The organism is Fibrisoma montanum, assembly GCF_003583365.1.
Lineage (GTDB): Bacteria > Bacteroidota > Bacteroidia > Cytophagales > Spirosomataceae > Fibrisoma > Fibrisoma montanum.
This window is the reverse complement of sequence record NZ_QXED01000003.1, coordinates 648,096-663,545: the sequence shown is the minus strand read 5'-3', so window position 1 is coordinate 663,545 and position 15,450 is coordinate 648,096. Positions and strand designations below refer to the sequence as shown.

Genomic DNA, 15,450 nt, shown 5'->3' with positions numbered 1-15,450 from the left:
ACAGGCGTCGGGTTAGGGTTTGCAGCGCCAAGTAAGTAAAAATTACGTTGTTTGAGTAACGAACCGGTAAACGATCATTGGTTTACCGGTTCGCGTCGGCTATCGTCTGGGGCCTATCGAATCGTAGATAACGACTTTCTCCCACAGCGAGGCATAGTTGTTCCGGAACTCGTCGTGAATGGGGTGCTTCTGGTACGCTTCTTCGTCGGCCGCACTATCGAACAAACACAGCCACGAAAAGGTATAGCTCCGGTCAATTACGTCGCGGTTGGTGGCCGCCGGGGTGCCGATGTGCACCATTTTGATGGTGGGGACCTTAGCTAATTTGTTCAGGCCTTCCAGTAGTTTGGCTTTATCAGCCTCATTTCCGGCGTTTTTCAGGTAAAATAATACGTGGTGGACAAATACATCTTTGGGGGCCGCAGCCGACAGGGCGGGCACGGTCGTGGCGCTTAAGCCTGCGACAACGGTCTTCTTGACAAACGCGCGACGAGATTGTTCTTTCATCAGGTTATATGGACAACTGGTTCGAATGGAGATTCAGGGACAAAAATCAGCAGCGGATGGTGGCGAAACAAATAAGTTGAGGCTAGGGCCTGTTATTTTAGCTGTATGGCAAGGTTTGCGGGGATTTACTTGTAAAAAATTAGCTATCCGTGCTATTTTACGGAATAATCTTAGCCTACGCGCTTATGCAGTCAAACCATCTACGCTGTTGTCTCCTGTCTGTTCTGTGTCTTGGGCTGGTCAGTGCCCCGCTTCTGGCGCAGCAGTCTTATGATGAGACCTATAACGAAAAAATTAAGGAATACACTACCGACCCGCGGTTCTTGCCGGCGTCGGTGCTGAACCTCCCCGACGATCCGAAGGTACCTTCGCCCCGCAAGCACTTCGGCCAGATCATCGGAACGCCCGGTGTCATTCACCGCACCACCGACATTTACGCCTATTACCAGAAGCTGGCGCAGACCTCGCCGAACGTAACGATGCAGCAGGTGGGCACCAGCGAAGAAGGCCGGGCCATCAACCTGGTGGTGGTGGGGAATGAAGAGTCGCTGAAACGGCTCGATCATTACAAAAAACAACTGGCGCTGCTGGCCGACCCGCGCAAGGTCAATCCGCAGGATGTGGAGAAAATCCTGGGGGATACCAAGCTGGTGTACTACCTCAACGGGGGCCTGCACTCGCCCGAAATGGGATCGCCCGAGATGCTGATGGAACTGACGTACCGGCTGATTACCAGCCAGTCGCCAGACATCAAAACCATCCGCGATAACATCATCGTGCTGATCAACCCGGTGTCGGAGCCCGACGGCTGGGACAAGCAGGTCGACTGGTATTACCGCTACACCAAGGCCCGCAAGGAATATGACGATGGCTTCCCGAAATCACCGCCGTACTGGGGTAAGTACACGTACCACGACAACAACCGCGATGGATTGCAGGTATCGCAGGCGCTGACCAAAGCCTTGTACAAGATCTTTTACGAGTGGCATCCCACGGCCAGTCTTGATCTGCACGAGTCGGTGCCGTTGCTGTACATCTCGACCGGTACCGGCCCGTACAACGAAACCATCGACCCGATTACCATCGGTGAATGGCAGATTATGGCCCACCATGACATTACGACCCTGGCCGCGCAGGGCGTGCCGGGGGTGTTCACGTGGGCGTTCTACGACGGCTGGTACCCTGGTTACGCCCTCTGGATTTCCAACAACCACAATGCCGTCGGGCGCTTCTATGAAACGTTCGGTAACGCCGGCGCCAATACGTACCTGCGCGACCTGGCCGAACAGAAATACGCGGGCGATCCGGCCACGAGCAAGGAATGGTACCGCCCCGCGCCACCGACCGAAAAGGTGTACTGGTCGTACCGCAACAACATCAACTACATGCAGGCCGGGGTGCTGGCGTCGCTGTCGTACGGGGCTACCAACAGCCGCTTGCTGCTCAGAAATTTTTACCAGAAAGGGCTGAACAACCTTCGGAAAGGTGCTGAAGAGACGCCCCGCGCGTTTGTGATTCCGAAGAACCAGCGCGACCCCGCCATGGCGGCTTATCTGGTCAATCAGCTCCGGGCGCAGGCCATCGAGGTACACAAGGCCGAGTCGGGCAAGAATCAAGGGGATTATGTGGTGCTGCTGAATCAGCCGTACCGCAACCTGGCGGTATCGCTGCTGACCAAACAGAATTACCCCAAGGAAGCCAAGTTTCCGCCCTACGACGACATTGCCTGGACGCTCGGCTACCTCTACGGCGTGGACGTGAAAGCCGAAGACAGCGTGACGTACAACGCGGGCGATCTCAAACTGATCAGCGACGACGTAACATACGCCGGAACGATTGGTGGCGATGGTACGAACTACGTCCTGAATTACAAAGCGCAGACCAACGTCCTGCCCGCCATGCTCTGGCTAAAAACCCAGAGCAAAACAGCCAAAGCCGTTGTGCTGGACACCAAAGCAACCTTCGCCGGCATGAAAGACACCCTGGCGGCCGGGGCGGTGCTGTTCAAAGGCCTGACCGCCGACCAGTCGAAGAAGCTGGCTACGCAGTTTGGGCTGGATTTACAGGCGACCAAAGCCGAACCGACTGGGGTTGGTGCCCCGATCCGTCAGCACGAGGTTAGTTTGCCCCGGGTGGCCATTTACCATTGCTGGTACAATACGCAGGACGAAGGCTGGGCCCGCTACACTTTCGAGCAGCGCGGCATTCCGTATACGTCCATCAACAAAGACCACCTGAAAGCGGGCGATCTGCGGAAGAAATTCGACGTCATTCTGGTGCCCCGGATGCGCGGTTCAGCGGCCAACTTCATCCACGAAATCGACAGGAAATACGGGCCGCTGCCGTATACCAAAACGGCCGAGTTTCCGTCGCACGGCTTCCCAGATGCCACCAGCGACATTACCGGTGGGCCGGGCTTCGACGGGGTCGAAAACCTGAAGAAGTTTGTAGAGCAGGGTGGGGTGCTCGTAACCCTCGATAACTCGTCGCTGATGATCGCCCAGACCGGTATCGCCCGTGAACTGGAGGAAGCGGCTGCCCCAACGCTGTTTCATCCCGGCTCCATTGTAATGGCCAAGAACCGCAAACCCGATAGCCCGATCATGTACGGCTACCCGGAAACCTTCCCGATCTTCCGGGGGATTGCGCCGTTACTGCAAACCCGGAAGTACAACCGCGACATGATGGTAATGCAATACGGCACCAAACCTCTCAAGGATGAGGAGGAGTACAAAGGCGAAATCATGGGGATGCCCGGCAAAAAGCCGGTGAAGGATGCCAAGGCCGCGCCGAAGAAAGAGGAACCGTACGTCTTGTCGGGTATGGTGCGCAACGAGCAGACGATCATCGGCCACGGTAGCATTTTCAACGTACCGATTGGTTCGGGGCGGGTAGTCGCGTTTACGTTCGACCCGCTGCACCGCTACCTGAATCACCACGACGCCCCTCTGCTCTGGAACGTACTGATCAACTGGAACCACCTCGATACCCCGGCCAGCCCGGCCACCACGGCCGAAGTGAAAACTGGATCAGCGGTGAAGAGTAGCGGGGGAAATTAGCCGCAGCACTGATCGACAAAACCAGCGAATACGTCGGCGGAACCGTACTTGATAACGGTTCCGCCGACGCGTTTTCATCCGGTTTCGACGCCCATCAGTAGATTGAGCCAGTGGCTGGCTTAGTTGGGAACCGCCATACAAATCCGGCGATGGTCATCTGTATGAAGAATTGCAGCCTATTCCTGCTGATCTCACTGATCAGCCCCTTTCTGCTGAACAAACCGGTTCTGGCGCAAAAACAACCCCTCGGTATCTTCGACGGTCACGGCGACATTGGCGCGGTACTCAAGCCGGGATATGCCAGGTTCGACACTAAGACGCAGCAGTACGAACTGGGAGGTTCGGGGTATAACGTGTGGTTCGACCACGACGAATTCCATTTCATGTGGAAACGCATGAAAGGCGATTTCATCCTGTACACGCGGGCCTCGTTTATCGGCAATGGCGTTGATCCGCACCGGAAAGTGGGCTGGATGGTGCGCCAAAGCCTGGAAGGTAACTCCCCGCATATCAACGCCGTTGAACACGGGGACGGGCTGACGTCGCTGCAGTTCCGCCGGACGGCCGGGGCCAATACAGAAGAGATCAAGTCGACGCTCACGGGAGCCGACGTCATTCAGCTCGAACGGCGCGGCCGGACGTACACCATGCGCGTGGCCAAATTCGGTGAGCCGTTCGTAACGGAGCAGGTAACCGACCTCGACCTGGGTGATGAGGTTTATGTTGGACTGTTTGTCGGGTCGCACAATAAAGATGTGCTCGAACGGGGTACATTCCGGGATGTTCGGATCAGCGTGCCGGCCAGGGAAAATTTCGTGCCGTACCGCGAATACATCGGCAGCAACATCGAAGTGATGGACGTGGCCAATGGTCAGCGCCAGATTCTATATTATTCGCCAGAGTCACTGCAGGCTCCCAACTGGACGCCCGACAACCGGGCGCTGCTTTACAACAGCAACGGCAAGATGTACCGGTTCGATCTGAAGAAAAAGACGCCGACGCTCCTCAACACGGATTACGTCACAAATAATAACAATGACCACGTACTGTCGTTCGACGGCAAAATGCTGGGCCTCAGCAGTAGCAGTAAAGAAGACGCGAATAAGTCGATTGTTTATACCGTACCCGTGCAGGGTGGCAAACCAAAAAAGATTACGCCCGTTGGCCACTCGTATCTGCACGGCTGGTCGCCCGACGGCAAATCGCTGATTTTTACCGGCCAGCGCGACGGGGAATTTGACATTTATCGGGTTGGTGCCGATGGTGGCCCCGAAACCAGGCTCACCACGGCAAAAGGCCTCGACGATGGCCCCGAGTACTCACCGGACGGGCAGTACATCTACTTCAATTCATCGCGTTCGGGTACGATGCAGATCTGGCGGATGCGGGCCGATGGCAGTGATCAGCAGCAGATTACCAACGACGAGTTTAACAACTGGTTTCCGCACATTTCGCCGGATGGTAAGCAGATGGTTATCCTGTCGTTCGGGAAAGACGTATCGCCCGACGATCATCCGTTCTACAAGCATGTTTACCTTCGGCTAATTCCTATCGAGGGCGGTAATCCGGTTAAATCAACGCCCAGGGTGATTGCCTACGTCTACGGCGGTCAGGGAACAATCAATACGCCATCGTGGTCGCCGGACAGTAAGAAGATTGCGTTTATCAGCAACTCAGCGCCCCTGCCCCAACCAGCGAATTGATGGGTGATAGCACGCAGATTTTTATGATTAATTATGGAAATCATTTTGAATCATAAGCATCATAAAAATCTGCGTGCAATACCTTTAATTCATCTTCAGCTTAAACGTACCGTTCGTTACGGCGATCGTGTCGGTTTTGCCCTGCTTCTTGTAGCCGTTGCCTTCGGGATCGATGTTGGAATCGTAGCCCGATGCTTTCGTAACGGCCTTATCTTCCATCTTCGACACCAGCCGGCCGACACCGCCGAACACCGTAGCCGTTGCTTTCTCCTTCCAGTACGACCCTTCCAGGTTGCAGCTGAACGAAGCCTCCAGGAAACCGTCAGCGCCTTTTTTTACCGAGATGGTTTCGTTGTTGTTCAGCGACTTACCGACGTGGTATTCCATGCGCGGCTCGCGGGTTTCTTCTACGTACTTCACCACCGCGATGCCCTTGTACCCTTTCGTAGACTGCGCCTTTTTCCAGTTCTCCGGCGTATCGGGGTTGTCGGCGTCGACGATCAGGTACTCGCCCGGTTCTACGATGTCTTTGTTGTCGAAGCTGCCCAGCCAGATCCGCAGCGATTTGTCAGGTTTGTTGGCGTTGGCCGTTACCCACCAGTACGGACCAATCTTGATCCGGCGGGGCTGGGTTTTGAATTCCTTGTTGTCGATCTGGGCCGCGAAGCTATTGTCGTTGGCGATCTGCGCGAACGAGGTCAGGGCAACGGCCAGCAGCAGGCAAAGGGTAGTTAGTGTTTTCATGGGTATTCGGTTCGTTTCTGAGGTTAATGCAAAAGTCGGCTTTGCGGGTCGGGGTGAAAAACAAGAATGGGATGAACTGTTAAGATTGCTGTGTGAATCAGCTGAAACGGATGGTAAAAGTTAGGGCTTTTCTGCGTAATATCGACGACGTAGCGGCTGATTAGTCGGGAGTTATGGGCCAGATAGGGATAGTTAATATACGCTGTGATATAACCTTACCACAGATCACTGAACCCATGTCGTTTTGGGAGAGCAAGCCTGCTGCTAATGATTAGCTGGACCCGGTTCTGCGCTGGCCAGGCAGTGGGTTTTCCTAAACAGCTATTTATGAGTGGAGTAATTACCGGTTATCAGTCGTATTCAGGTCGCGGTACTGGATGTGTTTTTCCTCAATTGGCATCGGCTTACCGTCGGCTTCGGCATACGGATAAATGAAATAATTGAGCGGCTCTTTCTGGCCGGGGTACAGACTGAGGTCGCGGCCCATCGTAAACTCAATCCGGTTTTCGTCGTGCGCACCGAAGTAGTACCCGCGTTTCGCCGGGTTTTTGGCGGCCTCTGACGCATCAATCGGTACCCAGCCGATACCGGTCAGGTAACATTCCGCCCAGCAGTGATACCCGCCGATTTCGCCGGAAGGCCGATCGGTGGGCAGGGAGACGCCGATCGCAAACCGCGCCGGAATACCCGCAGCCCGGGCGTAGCCGATGAACATGGCGTGAAAATCGGTGCAGTTGCCGCGCCGGGTATCGCAGGCGTAGTAGATGTCGCCCCGCCCCCAGCCGGTGCCGGTCTTGTCGTACTTCACCGTTGAGATGACGTGGTTGTAGATGGCCCGGGCCTTCTCCAGATCGGTCTTCGCCCCAACCGAATCGATAATTTCCCTGGACCAGCGTTTAATATTGCCGTCGATGGGCACCAGCCGGTCGGGCTGAAGCCACCGCCCCATGTCCGGATCGGTGGGCATAGGTCCTGTTGCGTTTTGGGTATACAACCGTTCCTGAATGTGCTCTTTCCGCAGGGCGTTGAAACGCACATCGACTGTAAAGATGGTGGGCTCGGGATTTTTAAGCGTAAGATGAAGCATTCGATTGCCGAACCGACCAGTGTCGATTTCGTACGGATAAGGCGACGTAATGACCAGGTCCGTGATCTGCTGATACGGGCTGTTTCGGGGGATCGGCACCCAAAGCTGCATCGTTTTTGTGCCGGCCGGAATGTCCTTCACCACGGTCGTGTAGGTAACTGCTACGCTGCGTTCGCGGGGCGGCTCAGTCCCGGGCCGGGAGGATAGCAGCACCGGTAAAAGCATGAGCAGACACCAGCAAAGTGCCCGAAAATTTACGTGTGTACCCGTTTCCATAACGTTGCCTGTCCTGAACTGGAAAGAAAAATACAGCGCAGTTAGTTCACAGGACAGGCTAACAAACCGATTGGTTGCGTCCGGTAGTACACACTGATGGCCTGGCTGGGTTACGCGTGCTGGTCCGAACTACGTATCGCGAGCCGTTACCGGCGCAACGACTGGTTGCCTGACATACCTCACGACAGCCATTACTGGTTTGCCAACGCACGGGCCGGACGCCACAAAGGCCCTACGGCGATCAGCAGGACGAGTATGTTGAAAAAAGCATTGGAGGTATTTCCGGAGGCAATGGAACCGGCACTGTCCAGCACAAACCAGGATAGAACGCCGGTCAGGACCGTTTTGCGAACAGCCTCCGGTGCTTTGTCATAAACCCATACGGACAGGCACCAGATCATGACGCCCCAGCCCAACAGGAAGCCGCCCGTAAGCGCTGATAAAAATTGCGTGTCGGGGGAATCATAGGTGGTGGCGCTATCAACCGGCCAGCTCAACAGATCGAGTGTTAGCCGGGCGGGTTCCGATGTAGACTTCATCGTCCCGAGGAAGAAAACCGGCCCGAACGAGCCGACAACAAACGCCGTGACTTTCAGCCAGAATTTGTGAAATGAATGCGACATGAGTATACCTGACTTGTGGGTTGGCAGGCATGTGCATAAGGTCTAAACGCTTGTGTTCGCCGGCTGCAGCCTGCCTGACTACCGGCAAAGATGACGGCCACGTTCCGGTAATTTTAGACGGCAGCGTACAATCGGGGCAGGTTTCTTATGGTTTCTTGAACTCGGTAACCATTGAGCGTACTTCGCTGAAGTATTGGGCAAGCCACTCGTAGGTCAACGTCGCTTCGGTGAGCTGCAGATAGAAGTTTTCGAGGGTGAGCTTAAACAGGGAGTGGGCCAGATGGGATTTGTCGGCGAGGCCAAGGTCTTTGGCCCACACAGCCAGGAAAGCGCTCTCCACGGCTTGCGTGGATCGTTCGAGGCATGTATTGAACGCCGGATTGTGCCGGTTCACGCGCAACTGCCGGTTGAAAAGCAGATCCTGTTTTACATCGAGGAGGACGTGGATCAGATCGGGCGTTATCCGTTCGCACCGACTTTCTCGCTGGGCAATGATGTGCGACCGTTTGAGATGGTAGTTCAGCAAAAGCTCCGTAAAGACATCGACATCGGCAAAGTGATGGTAAAAGGACGATTTGCTTTTGTTCACCAGCCGGGCCATGACTTCTACCTTCAACGCGGCCGGCCCTTCTTTGGCGAACAGGCCATAGCCGACCAGAATCCAGGATTCTTTGCTATCGAAGGTCATTGCTGAAACTTTTGTTGGGAAGTAAGCCGAATCAATACTGCTGAACGATAAGTTACGAATTTGAGGTGCGCCAAAGCCGCCGATCGACCGGTTGAACTTCCTGAGCAATAACCTGAATCTTCTCGAAGAGATGATGAGCGGGATGGAGAATGACGTTGTACGACAGAGGCACAAGCACCGATGGGAGAGCAACACCGAGCTGGTCAGGCGTGGCTAACCAATTACTCAGCCACCCTTGTGTTCGCTCATAGGTTTCATCCTGCCAATAGTCCGGTAATTCTTCCCGGTTGACGTAACGAATGTCGTCTGGTACTTCCAGCGAAAATACCCAGTACGTGGGCAGTTCTTCATAACGAACAGTCGGCGCATGGGCCAATGTTTCAACCAGGCCCAACTCTGGCGTCGATGTTGCATAGAGGACACCTACGCCTTTAGGATTCCAGCGGCCACCAAACAGCCGACTACCAATGACGGATAGAGGTTCGTCCCGATACTTATCGCGAATGATTCGGTAAAGAATAGGCATAGACGCTGATCAGGCCGGTAGCCCGTAATCTAAGCGCCCTAAGACATCGTCTGCCAGGCCAAAGCCGGTTACGGTATCGAGCAATTGAATGGGGGCCTGGTTAGCCAGTTCGCGGATGGGCGTTCTGAGCCATTGCAAAACGGTTGCTTTACGGCCTTCAAACGTGTCCAGGGCGTGTAGCAGCAGATTTTTAAGTAACAGCAGCCGCTCGGAGGCATCGACACTGAAGCGCTGATCGTCTTTGAGCCGGTGCAGGTTGCGTGGCGTCATGCTAAGGGCATACGCCATCTCCTTATCGGTCAGTCCGACTAAAGCGGCTACTTCGTCAACCTGCGAGCGTAACGCTCCCTGCCGCGAAGAGCTTATTACATTGAAGGGAGATAAGCGAGTTGGCGCAGTCATAATGCGTGTGAATTATGGCACAAATGTAGGTGAAATAATTCTATTATATGTGTGTATTGTAGAAGCGCATAGTTATCGTCTATTTAGCTTGTGATCTCTGCCAGCTTATTTTTTTCAATTATTTCAAGTAAAGCCAAGGTTTTGTAAAAGTAAGAAATACCACTATGGCCAAAATGATCTGGAATGTGCCCTGCATTTACTCCGATTAAATAGCCATGTCTGGAATTAGGAATACCTTGCAGTCCTCGTGGTGGGGCAAAAATTGGACTTCCAGACGCTCCCTCAGAAGAAAAACCTTCGTAAGCAACACATTGACCTTGATAATCTCTATTCCATGAATAGTCGAACCTGGGGTCACTGGCTATTCGGCCACTTCTGATAATAGGCCTATTGCTAAACTTGTCGTAAGTGTTCGGGAAGCCAGTGTAACAGATTTCATCATACGCATCTAACTCCTTGTAAATATTGTTATTAGCCAAATGCTCCAATCCAAAGTGCCAATGGAGAGGTTTATCATCAGAATGATAGATTTTAGCTTCGACAATTGCAATGTCGTTTTGGTAGTCCTCATGAAAATAAAATTTAGCATCTTCATGAAGTTGAAAAGTGTACTCGGAATCGTCAGCTCTGCGGCCGGTAATTGATAGTTTTGATAGCTTAAAATCTTTGAATTTGGGAGTTACCTGTTTATAATCAATGTCGATAACATGTCTGTTCGTTATGATCCACGGTACTCGTTCTGCTATTTCAAGGACAAAGCCAGTTGCAACTCCACTTTTTGACTTTGCTCCATCGGAATGTTCAACTTCAATCTTGTATGCAGAATAAAGGAAATTTTTGGGTGGTTCATGAAACATAGTAACTGGTTATATACTGATAATGAGTAGATAGTATCAGGTGAGTATAAAAGTCTTTGAAACTTTAGAGGTTAGAAAGAACATTTCCCAATTTTACTTCTGGTTCACCGGCTCCCCGAATACTTTGCCGGAGTGCTGTTCTTCGGAATGCTTTTCTGAATGAACTGGCGGAGGTTTTCGTTGCTGGTCGCGAGGTCTTCTTTGCGGAGGTACATCATGTGGCCGCTGCGGTAGCCTTCCCATTCCATGCGGTCTTTCAATTTACCGCCAACGTCCATCTGCCACATGTTGTACTTGGCGTTGAAGTAATCGCAGGCGCCGTCGTAGTAGCCGGATTGAACCAGCAGATGCAGGTACGGGTTCTGGGCCATTGCCTGGCGCAGGTCTTCGCCCGTGTGGTTGTTGGTGTTGTCCCAGGGACGTACCGGGCCGAACATAAAATATTTCAGGTCCGTTTTGTAGTTCAGCTCCTCGCGCATGAACAGGTTGATGGCGGGCGTGAACGAGTGCAGCCAGGACGTCAGCTCGGCGTTGTAGTCGGGCGCTTCACCCGCGTCTTTGCTGTCGATGCCGAGGTAGCGCGAATCCAGTCGGCCCACCGTCTGGCCTTTGTCGCGGAGGAGTTCTTTCCAGAAGAAATTGGTCGGTACGTCGAGGTTCTGCTGCAGCACGGCTGTTTCTGATAGTCCCGAATACCGGGCCACTTTCTGAGCAATCTCCTTCCGCTTCTGATCGCTCATCGAACCACCCATCGCCAGAGCCGGTATGTACTCCGAAATGGTAAAGTTCTCGACTTCGGGCAGCAGATCGGTCAGGTCTTTCTTCTGCAAATCGGCGGGTAAGGCTTTGTGGTACCAGGCCGTTGCGGTGAAATACGGCAGTTTCAGCGCACCCTGCGCCGGTCCGTCGCGTTTGATGCCCAGGTCCGTAGGCGATACCAGCACGACGCCGTTGAGGTACATCCAGTGATTGTTCTGCAGCTCCAGCGCCAGGCCCGACACGCGCGTTGTGCCGTAGCTTTCGCCGATCAGGTACTTGGGCGAGGACCAGCGGTTGTAGCGGCTCACGAACGTATTGATCCAGTCGGCCAGGTACTTGATGTCGGCGTTGACGCCAAAGAACAGCTTGGCCGCCGGAACGTCCTTGTTGGCCGGGCGCGAGAAGCCGGTGTTGACCGGATCGACGTACACAATGTCGGCTACGTCCAAAATGGAATGTGGGTTGTCTTTAATGCCGTAGGGCTGAACGGGATAGCCTTCGTCGTCGACTTTCAGGATGCGTGGCCCGGTGTAGCCGATCATCATCCAGACCGAGGCCGTGCCGGGGCCACCGTTGAACGAAATAACCAGCGGGCGGGCCGAGCGGTCGGCTACGTCGGAGCGTTCGAAGTAGGTAAAAAACACACCCGCTACGGGTTTGCCTTCCTCGTCCCAAACCGGAATGGTCCCGGCCGTGGCTTTGTACGGCACGCGCTGGCCTTTGATCGTGACCTGTCCATTGGTCACTACCTGGCGGTCGAGGTCCAGGGTGCGGCTCTTACCCGAAAAAGTCGGCGCTTCTTCTTTAGGGGCGGGTTTTTCTTTGTCGGCGGTGGGTTTCTGGGCGTAGCTGCCGGGCAGGATCAGGCAACTGGTAAGCAAGGCGAGGAACGCTAGTTTCATGAGTACGGACTGAGCACGGATTGAGATGGTAAATGTAGTGATGAAGCCGTGCGTTTTGACGAAGATAACCAGAATGGCCGTATAAAATTCGGAGGAAGGGCAAGTTTGTTTATTTTAGCCGGTAACCTTACCCCAACTCCCTGAAGGATAATCGGGAAACTGACGGGGTGGAGATAAACACATAACAACCTGATGAAAAGACTTCTATTTACTCTCCTGCTCAGCAGCCACGTTGCCTTTAGCCAGTCGCTTACCAAACCCGAGAAAGGGATCGTCCAGACGGTTCAGAACCAGATGCCCGAAACGATGGCCTTTCTGGAAAAGGTCGTCAACATCAACAGCGGTACGCTCAACCTGGAAGGCGTCCGCACGGTCGGGAAGCTGATGGGGGATGAACTCCAGAAACTGGGTTTCAAAACCGAATGGATCACGCTGCCCGACTCGATGAACCGCGCGGGGCACCTGGTGGCCACGCGGCAGGGGAAGAAAGGCAAAAAGCTGTTCCTGATCGGCCACCTGGATACGGTGTTTGAAAAGAGCCTGCCGATGGAGCCATTTACCCGCCTGAACGATTCGACGGCCTCGGGACAGGGCGTCAACGACATGAAAGGGGGCGACGTGCTGGTGATCGCGGCCCTCAAAGCGCTACAAACGCAGGGTCTGCTCGATGATACGTCCATCACGGTCTACTTCACCGGCGACGAAGAAAGCTCCGGCGGCCCCGAAAGTCGGCGGGACTTCATCGAACGGGCGAAACAGTGTGACCTGGCGCTGGCGTTCGAAACGGCGCAGGGGCTGCGGACGGTTACTACGGGTCGGCGGGGGGCGAGCAGCTGGACGCTGAACGTAAAGGCTCGCTCCGGCCACTCGTCGGGTGTTTTCAGCAGCCTGGGCTACGGGGCGATCTACGAAGCCACCCGCATCCTCAACGAATTTCGGCGGGCGCTGAGCCAGGAGCAGTACCTGACGTTTAACCCCGGCCTGATCGTTGGTGGGGCGGAAGTGCGCTACGATGACAAAACGGCCAAAGCTGAAGCGGTCGGCAAAACCAACATCGTCGCGGGGGCGGCTCTGGTGAAAGGCGACCTGCGGTTTCTGGGTGAAGCGCAGAAGGAAAGCGCCCGCGCCCGGATGCGCGGGATTGTCGACAAAAGCCTGCCGCAGACCAAGGCCACCATTACGTTCTCGGATGGCATCCCATCGATGGAACCTTCGTCGGCCAACGATGACCTGCGCAAAGTGGTCAGCCAGGTGAGCGAGGCCATGGGCCTGGGGCCGGTCGCGGCCGGTGATCCGGGGTCGCGCGGGGCGGGGGATGTGTCGTTCGTTGCCGCCTACCTGCCTTGCCTGGATGGACTGGGCGCGTCGGGGAAAGGCGCGCACAGCATCGAGGAGACCATCAACCTGAAGGAGTATCCGCAGCTTATCCAACGTACGGCCGTGCTGATGTATCGACTGACGCGCTAACCCCGCCCCGACTTAAAAGCCGGCGGCCTGACCGTCTTTCCGCGATTCCGTTGCTCCATGGTAGACTTTGTTTTTGGCGTCGTACATGATGGCCTGATAACCGCCGTAGACGCCAAGGGCATAGCCGACCTGATGGCCGCGGATCATCAGTTCCCGGATGCTTTCGTAGGGAAAGCCGGATTCGAGCGTAACGATGCCCGCGTTCAGCATTTTTTCGCCCGTCGGCTCCGACGATCCCTGGTGGTCGATGCGGGGCGCGTCGCCGGCTTCTTGCGGATTCATGCCGAAATCGATCATGTTCATCACAATCTGAACGTGGCCGAGCGGCTGAAAGCTGCCCCCCATCAGGCCGAAGCTCATAAACGGTTGTCCGTCTTTTGTAATAAACGCGGGGATGATGGTCTGAAACGGTCGCTTGTGGGGGGCATAGGTGTTATTCTGCCCGTCGACCAGGCTGAACAGTTCGCCCCGGTCCTGAAGCATGAACCCCAGCCCGTCGGGAACCATCCCCGATCCGAAACCCCGGTAGTTGCTTTGGATCAGGGACACCATGTTGCCCTCACTGTCGGCAACGGTGAGGTAGATCGTGTCGCCGTCGCGGAGGGCCGGATTGCCCGCTTCTACGCGCCTGGCGGCCTGCTCCGGGTTGATCAGTTTACGCCGTTCGGCTGCGTACGACTTTGAAATCAGTTCGTTGACCGGAATTTTGGCAAAAGCGGGGTCGGCATAGTACTTGGCCCGGTCTTCGAAGGCCAGCTTTTTGGCTTCTACAAAGCGGTGAATGTGTTCGGGACTGCCCCATGGAATCGTTGAAAAGTCATAGCCTTCCAGAATATTGAGCATCTGCAGGGTGCAAATGCCCTGGCTGTTGGGCGGCAGTTCCCAGACGTCGTAGCCCCGGTAGTTGGTCGATACCGGTTCGACCCATTCCGACGTATGGTCGGCGAGGTCTTTGGCGGTCAGGTAGCCGCCCATTTTTTTCATGAAGGCGTCGATGGTGCGGGCAATCTCCCCTTTATAAAAGGCATCCCGGCCACCTTTGGCAATCTTCTCCAGTGTGTTCGCCAGGGCCGGATTTTTGAATAGTTCGCCCCGGTTTGGTGCCGTTCCGGTAGGCGCGTAGGTTTCCTTTACGTTCGGAAACGAGCCGAGTCGCTGGATCATGTAGTCCCAGTAAAACGTCGCTTCATCGTGGATGGGGTACCCGTCGCGGGCGTACCGGATGGCCGACGACAGAATCGTTGGCATGGGCGTTTTGCCGAACTTTTTGTGGAGTTCAAACCAGCCGTCGACGCAGCCCGGCACCGATACGGGCAACGGCCCGGTAGGGGGGATATGCGTCAGCCCGCGCTTTTTGAATTCGGCCAGGGTCAGGTTATACGGCGACCGGCCTGAGGCATTCAGGCCGTACAGTTTTTTGGTTTTGGCGTCCCAGACAATCGCGAACAGGTCGCCCCCGATGCCGTTGACGTGCGGTTCAACGACCCCTTCCATGGCGTTCGCTGCAATGGCCGCATCGATGGCGTTGCCCCCCGCTTTCAGCACCTCAACGGCGACTTGTGTCGACAGCGGATGCGAGGTGCAGGCCATACCATGCTGCCCCATCACGACGGACCGGGTGGCAAACGATTTGCCGCTGAGTCGGTCCTGGGCGTGGGTAAAGTTGATTAGACCCGTTGCGATAAGAACGAACGAACTGACAAAGAGAGACTTCATACAAATGACGTAGTGAACAGGTAGCGTGTAGGTACTGCCCTAAAATAGCGAAAAATTCGTCGGGACCGATTACCGGGTCAGCTGGCTCCTGAAACTTTACCGTATACTGCAACGCCTTCAATCAGGGAACGTTG

The 15,450-nt window shown here is 54.9% G+C and carries 13 protein-coding genes; 3 read left to right on the top strand and 10 right to left on the bottom strand.

What is annotated here, in order from left to right:
* Window positions 1-99: 99 nt before the first annotated feature.
* Window positions 100-507 carry a Dabb family protein gene (locus tag DYU11_RS12835; RefSeq protein ID WP_119668058.1) on the bottom strand — a complete coding sequence of 136 codons (408 nt, stop codon included), beginning with the start codon at window positions 505-507 and terminating at the stop codon, window positions 100-102.
* Window positions 508-692: 185 nt separating this feature from the next.
* Between DYU11_RS12835 and DYU11_RS12830 the strand changes: the two genes are divergently transcribed.
* Window positions 693-3,566, top strand: a complete 2,874-nt coding sequence (locus DYU11_RS12830; RefSeq protein WP_119668057.1) for a M14 family zinc carboxypeptidase — start codon at window positions 693-695, stop codon at window positions 3,564-3,566.
* Window positions 3,567-3,727: 161 nt separating this feature from the next.
* A complete protein-coding gene (locus tag DYU11_RS12825; protein WP_119668329.1) occupies window positions 3,728-5,269 on the top strand; it encodes a TolB family protein in 1,542 nt (513 codons plus the stop codon).
* 84 nt (window positions 5,270-5,353) lie between these two features.
* On the opposite strand, the gene DYU11_RS12820 is transcribed toward DYU11_RS12825, so the two are convergent.
* The 8 genes from DYU11_RS12820 to DYU11_RS12785 all read right to left on the bottom strand — a co-directional run bounded on the left by DYU11_RS12820 (window position 5,354) and on the right by DYU11_RS12785 (window position 12,133).
* On the bottom strand, window positions 5,354-6,013 hold the full coding sequence (locus DYU11_RS12820) for a hypothetical protein (protein ID WP_119668056.1): 660 nt from the start codon (window positions 6,011-6,013) through the stop codon (window positions 5,354-5,356).
* Between the two features lie 340 nt (window positions 6,014-6,353).
* Window positions 6,354-7,376 carry a transglutaminase-like domain-containing protein gene (locus DYU11_RS12815; RefSeq protein WP_229365810.1) on the bottom strand — a complete coding sequence of 341 codons (1,023 nt, stop codon included), beginning with the start codon at window positions 7,374-7,376 and terminating at the stop codon, window positions 6,354-6,356.
* A gap of 191 nt (window positions 7,377-7,567) precedes the next feature.
* On the bottom strand, window positions 7,568-7,999 hold the full coding sequence (locus DYU11_RS12810; RefSeq protein ID WP_119668055.1) for a hypothetical protein: 432 nt from the start codon (window positions 7,997-7,999) through the stop codon (window positions 7,568-7,570).
* 145 nt (window positions 8,000-8,144) lie between these two features.
* Complete coding sequence (locus tag DYU11_RS12805) at window positions 8,145-8,687, bottom strand: TetR/AcrR family transcriptional regulator (RefSeq protein WP_119668054.1); 543 nt, start codon at window positions 8,685-8,687, stop codon at window positions 8,145-8,147.
* A gap of 52 nt (window positions 8,688-8,739) precedes the next feature.
* Window positions 8,740-9,213 (bottom strand): RES family NAD+ phosphorylase, encoded by a 474-nt coding sequence (locus tag DYU11_RS12800; RefSeq protein WP_119668053.1) that lies wholly within the window; start codon window positions 9,211-9,213, stop codon window positions 8,740-8,742.
* A gap of 9 nt (window positions 9,214-9,222) precedes the next feature.
* Window positions 9,223-9,615, bottom strand: a complete 393-nt coding sequence (locus tag DYU11_RS12795) for an Xre family toxin-antitoxin system antitoxin (protein ID WP_119668052.1) — start codon at window positions 9,613-9,615, stop codon at window positions 9,223-9,225.
* 83 nt (window positions 9,616-9,698) lie between these two features.
* Complete coding sequence (locus tag DYU11_RS12790) at window positions 9,699-10,472, bottom strand: trypsin-like peptidase domain-containing protein (RefSeq protein ID WP_119668051.1); 774 nt, start codon at window positions 10,470-10,472, stop codon at window positions 9,699-9,701.
* 104 nt (window positions 10,473-10,576) lie between these two features.
* On the bottom strand, window positions 10,577-12,133 hold the full coding sequence (locus DYU11_RS12785) for a S10 family peptidase (RefSeq protein ID WP_119668050.1): 1,557 nt from the start codon (window positions 12,131-12,133) through the stop codon (window positions 10,577-10,579).
* Window positions 12,134-12,325: 192 nt separating this feature from the next.
* Here DYU11_RS12785 and DYU11_RS12780 point away from each other — a divergent pair, with 192 nt between their 5' ends.
* Window positions 12,326-13,600, top strand: a complete 1,275-nt coding sequence (locus DYU11_RS12780) for a M20/M25/M40 family metallo-hydrolase (protein ID WP_119668049.1) — start codon at window positions 12,326-12,328, stop codon at window positions 13,598-13,600.
* A 12-nt stretch (window positions 13,601-13,612) separates the two neighbouring features.
* Here the strand turns inward: DYU11_RS12780 and ggt are convergent, their stop codons facing one another.
* Window positions 13,613-15,316, bottom strand: coding sequence for a gamma-glutamyltransferase (gene ggt / locus DYU11_RS12775; protein WP_119668048.1), 1,704 nt, complete (start codon window positions 15,314-15,316; stop codon window positions 13,613-13,615).
* Window positions 15,317-15,450 lie beyond the last annotated feature (134 nt).

Coding starts and splice junctions, on each gene's coding strand:
- DYU11_RS12835 (WP_119668058.1), bottom strand. CDS start 507: ATGAAAGAACAATCTCGTCGCGCGTTTGTCAAGAAGACCGTTGTCGCA.
- DYU11_RS12830 (WP_119668057.1), top strand. CDS start 693: ATGCAGTCAAACCATCTACGCTGTTGTCTCCTGTCTGTTCTGTGTCTT.
- DYU11_RS12825 (WP_119668329.1), top strand. CDS start 3,728: ATGAAGAATTGCAGCCTATTCCTGCTGATCTCACTGATCAGCCCCTTT.
- DYU11_RS12820 (WP_119668056.1), bottom strand. CDS start 6,013: ATGAAAACACTAACTACCCTTTGCCTGCTGCTGGCCGTTGCCCTGACC.
- DYU11_RS12815 (WP_229365810.1), bottom strand. CDS start 7,376: ATGGAAACGGGTACACACGTAAATTTTCGGGCACTTTGCTGGTGTCTG.
- DYU11_RS12810 (WP_119668055.1), bottom strand. CDS start 7,999: ATGTCGCATTCATTTCACAAATTCTGGCTGAAAGTCACGGCGTTTGTT.
- DYU11_RS12805 (WP_119668054.1), bottom strand. CDS start 8,687: ATGACCTTCGATAGCAAAGAATCCTGGATTCTGGTCGGCTATGGCCTG.
- DYU11_RS12800 (WP_119668053.1), bottom strand. CDS start 9,213: ATGCCTATTCTTTACCGAATCATTCGCGATAAGTATCGGGACGAACCT.
- DYU11_RS12795 (WP_119668052.1), bottom strand. CDS start 9,615: ATGACTGCGCCAACTCGCTTATCTCCCTTCAATGTAATAAGCTCTTCG.
- DYU11_RS12790 (WP_119668051.1), bottom strand. CDS start 10,472: ATGTTTCATGAACCACCCAAAAATTTCCTTTATTCTGCATACAAGATT.
- DYU11_RS12785 (WP_119668050.1), bottom strand. CDS start 12,133: ATGAAACTAGCGTTCCTCGCCTTGCTTACCAGTTGCCTGATCCTGCCC.
- DYU11_RS12780 (WP_119668049.1), top strand. CDS start 12,326: ATGAAAAGACTTCTATTTACTCTCCTGCTCAGCAGCCACGTTGCCTTT.
- ggt (WP_119668048.1), bottom strand. CDS start 15,316: ATGAAGTCTCTCTTTGTCAGTTCGTTCGTTCTTATCGCAACGGGTCTA.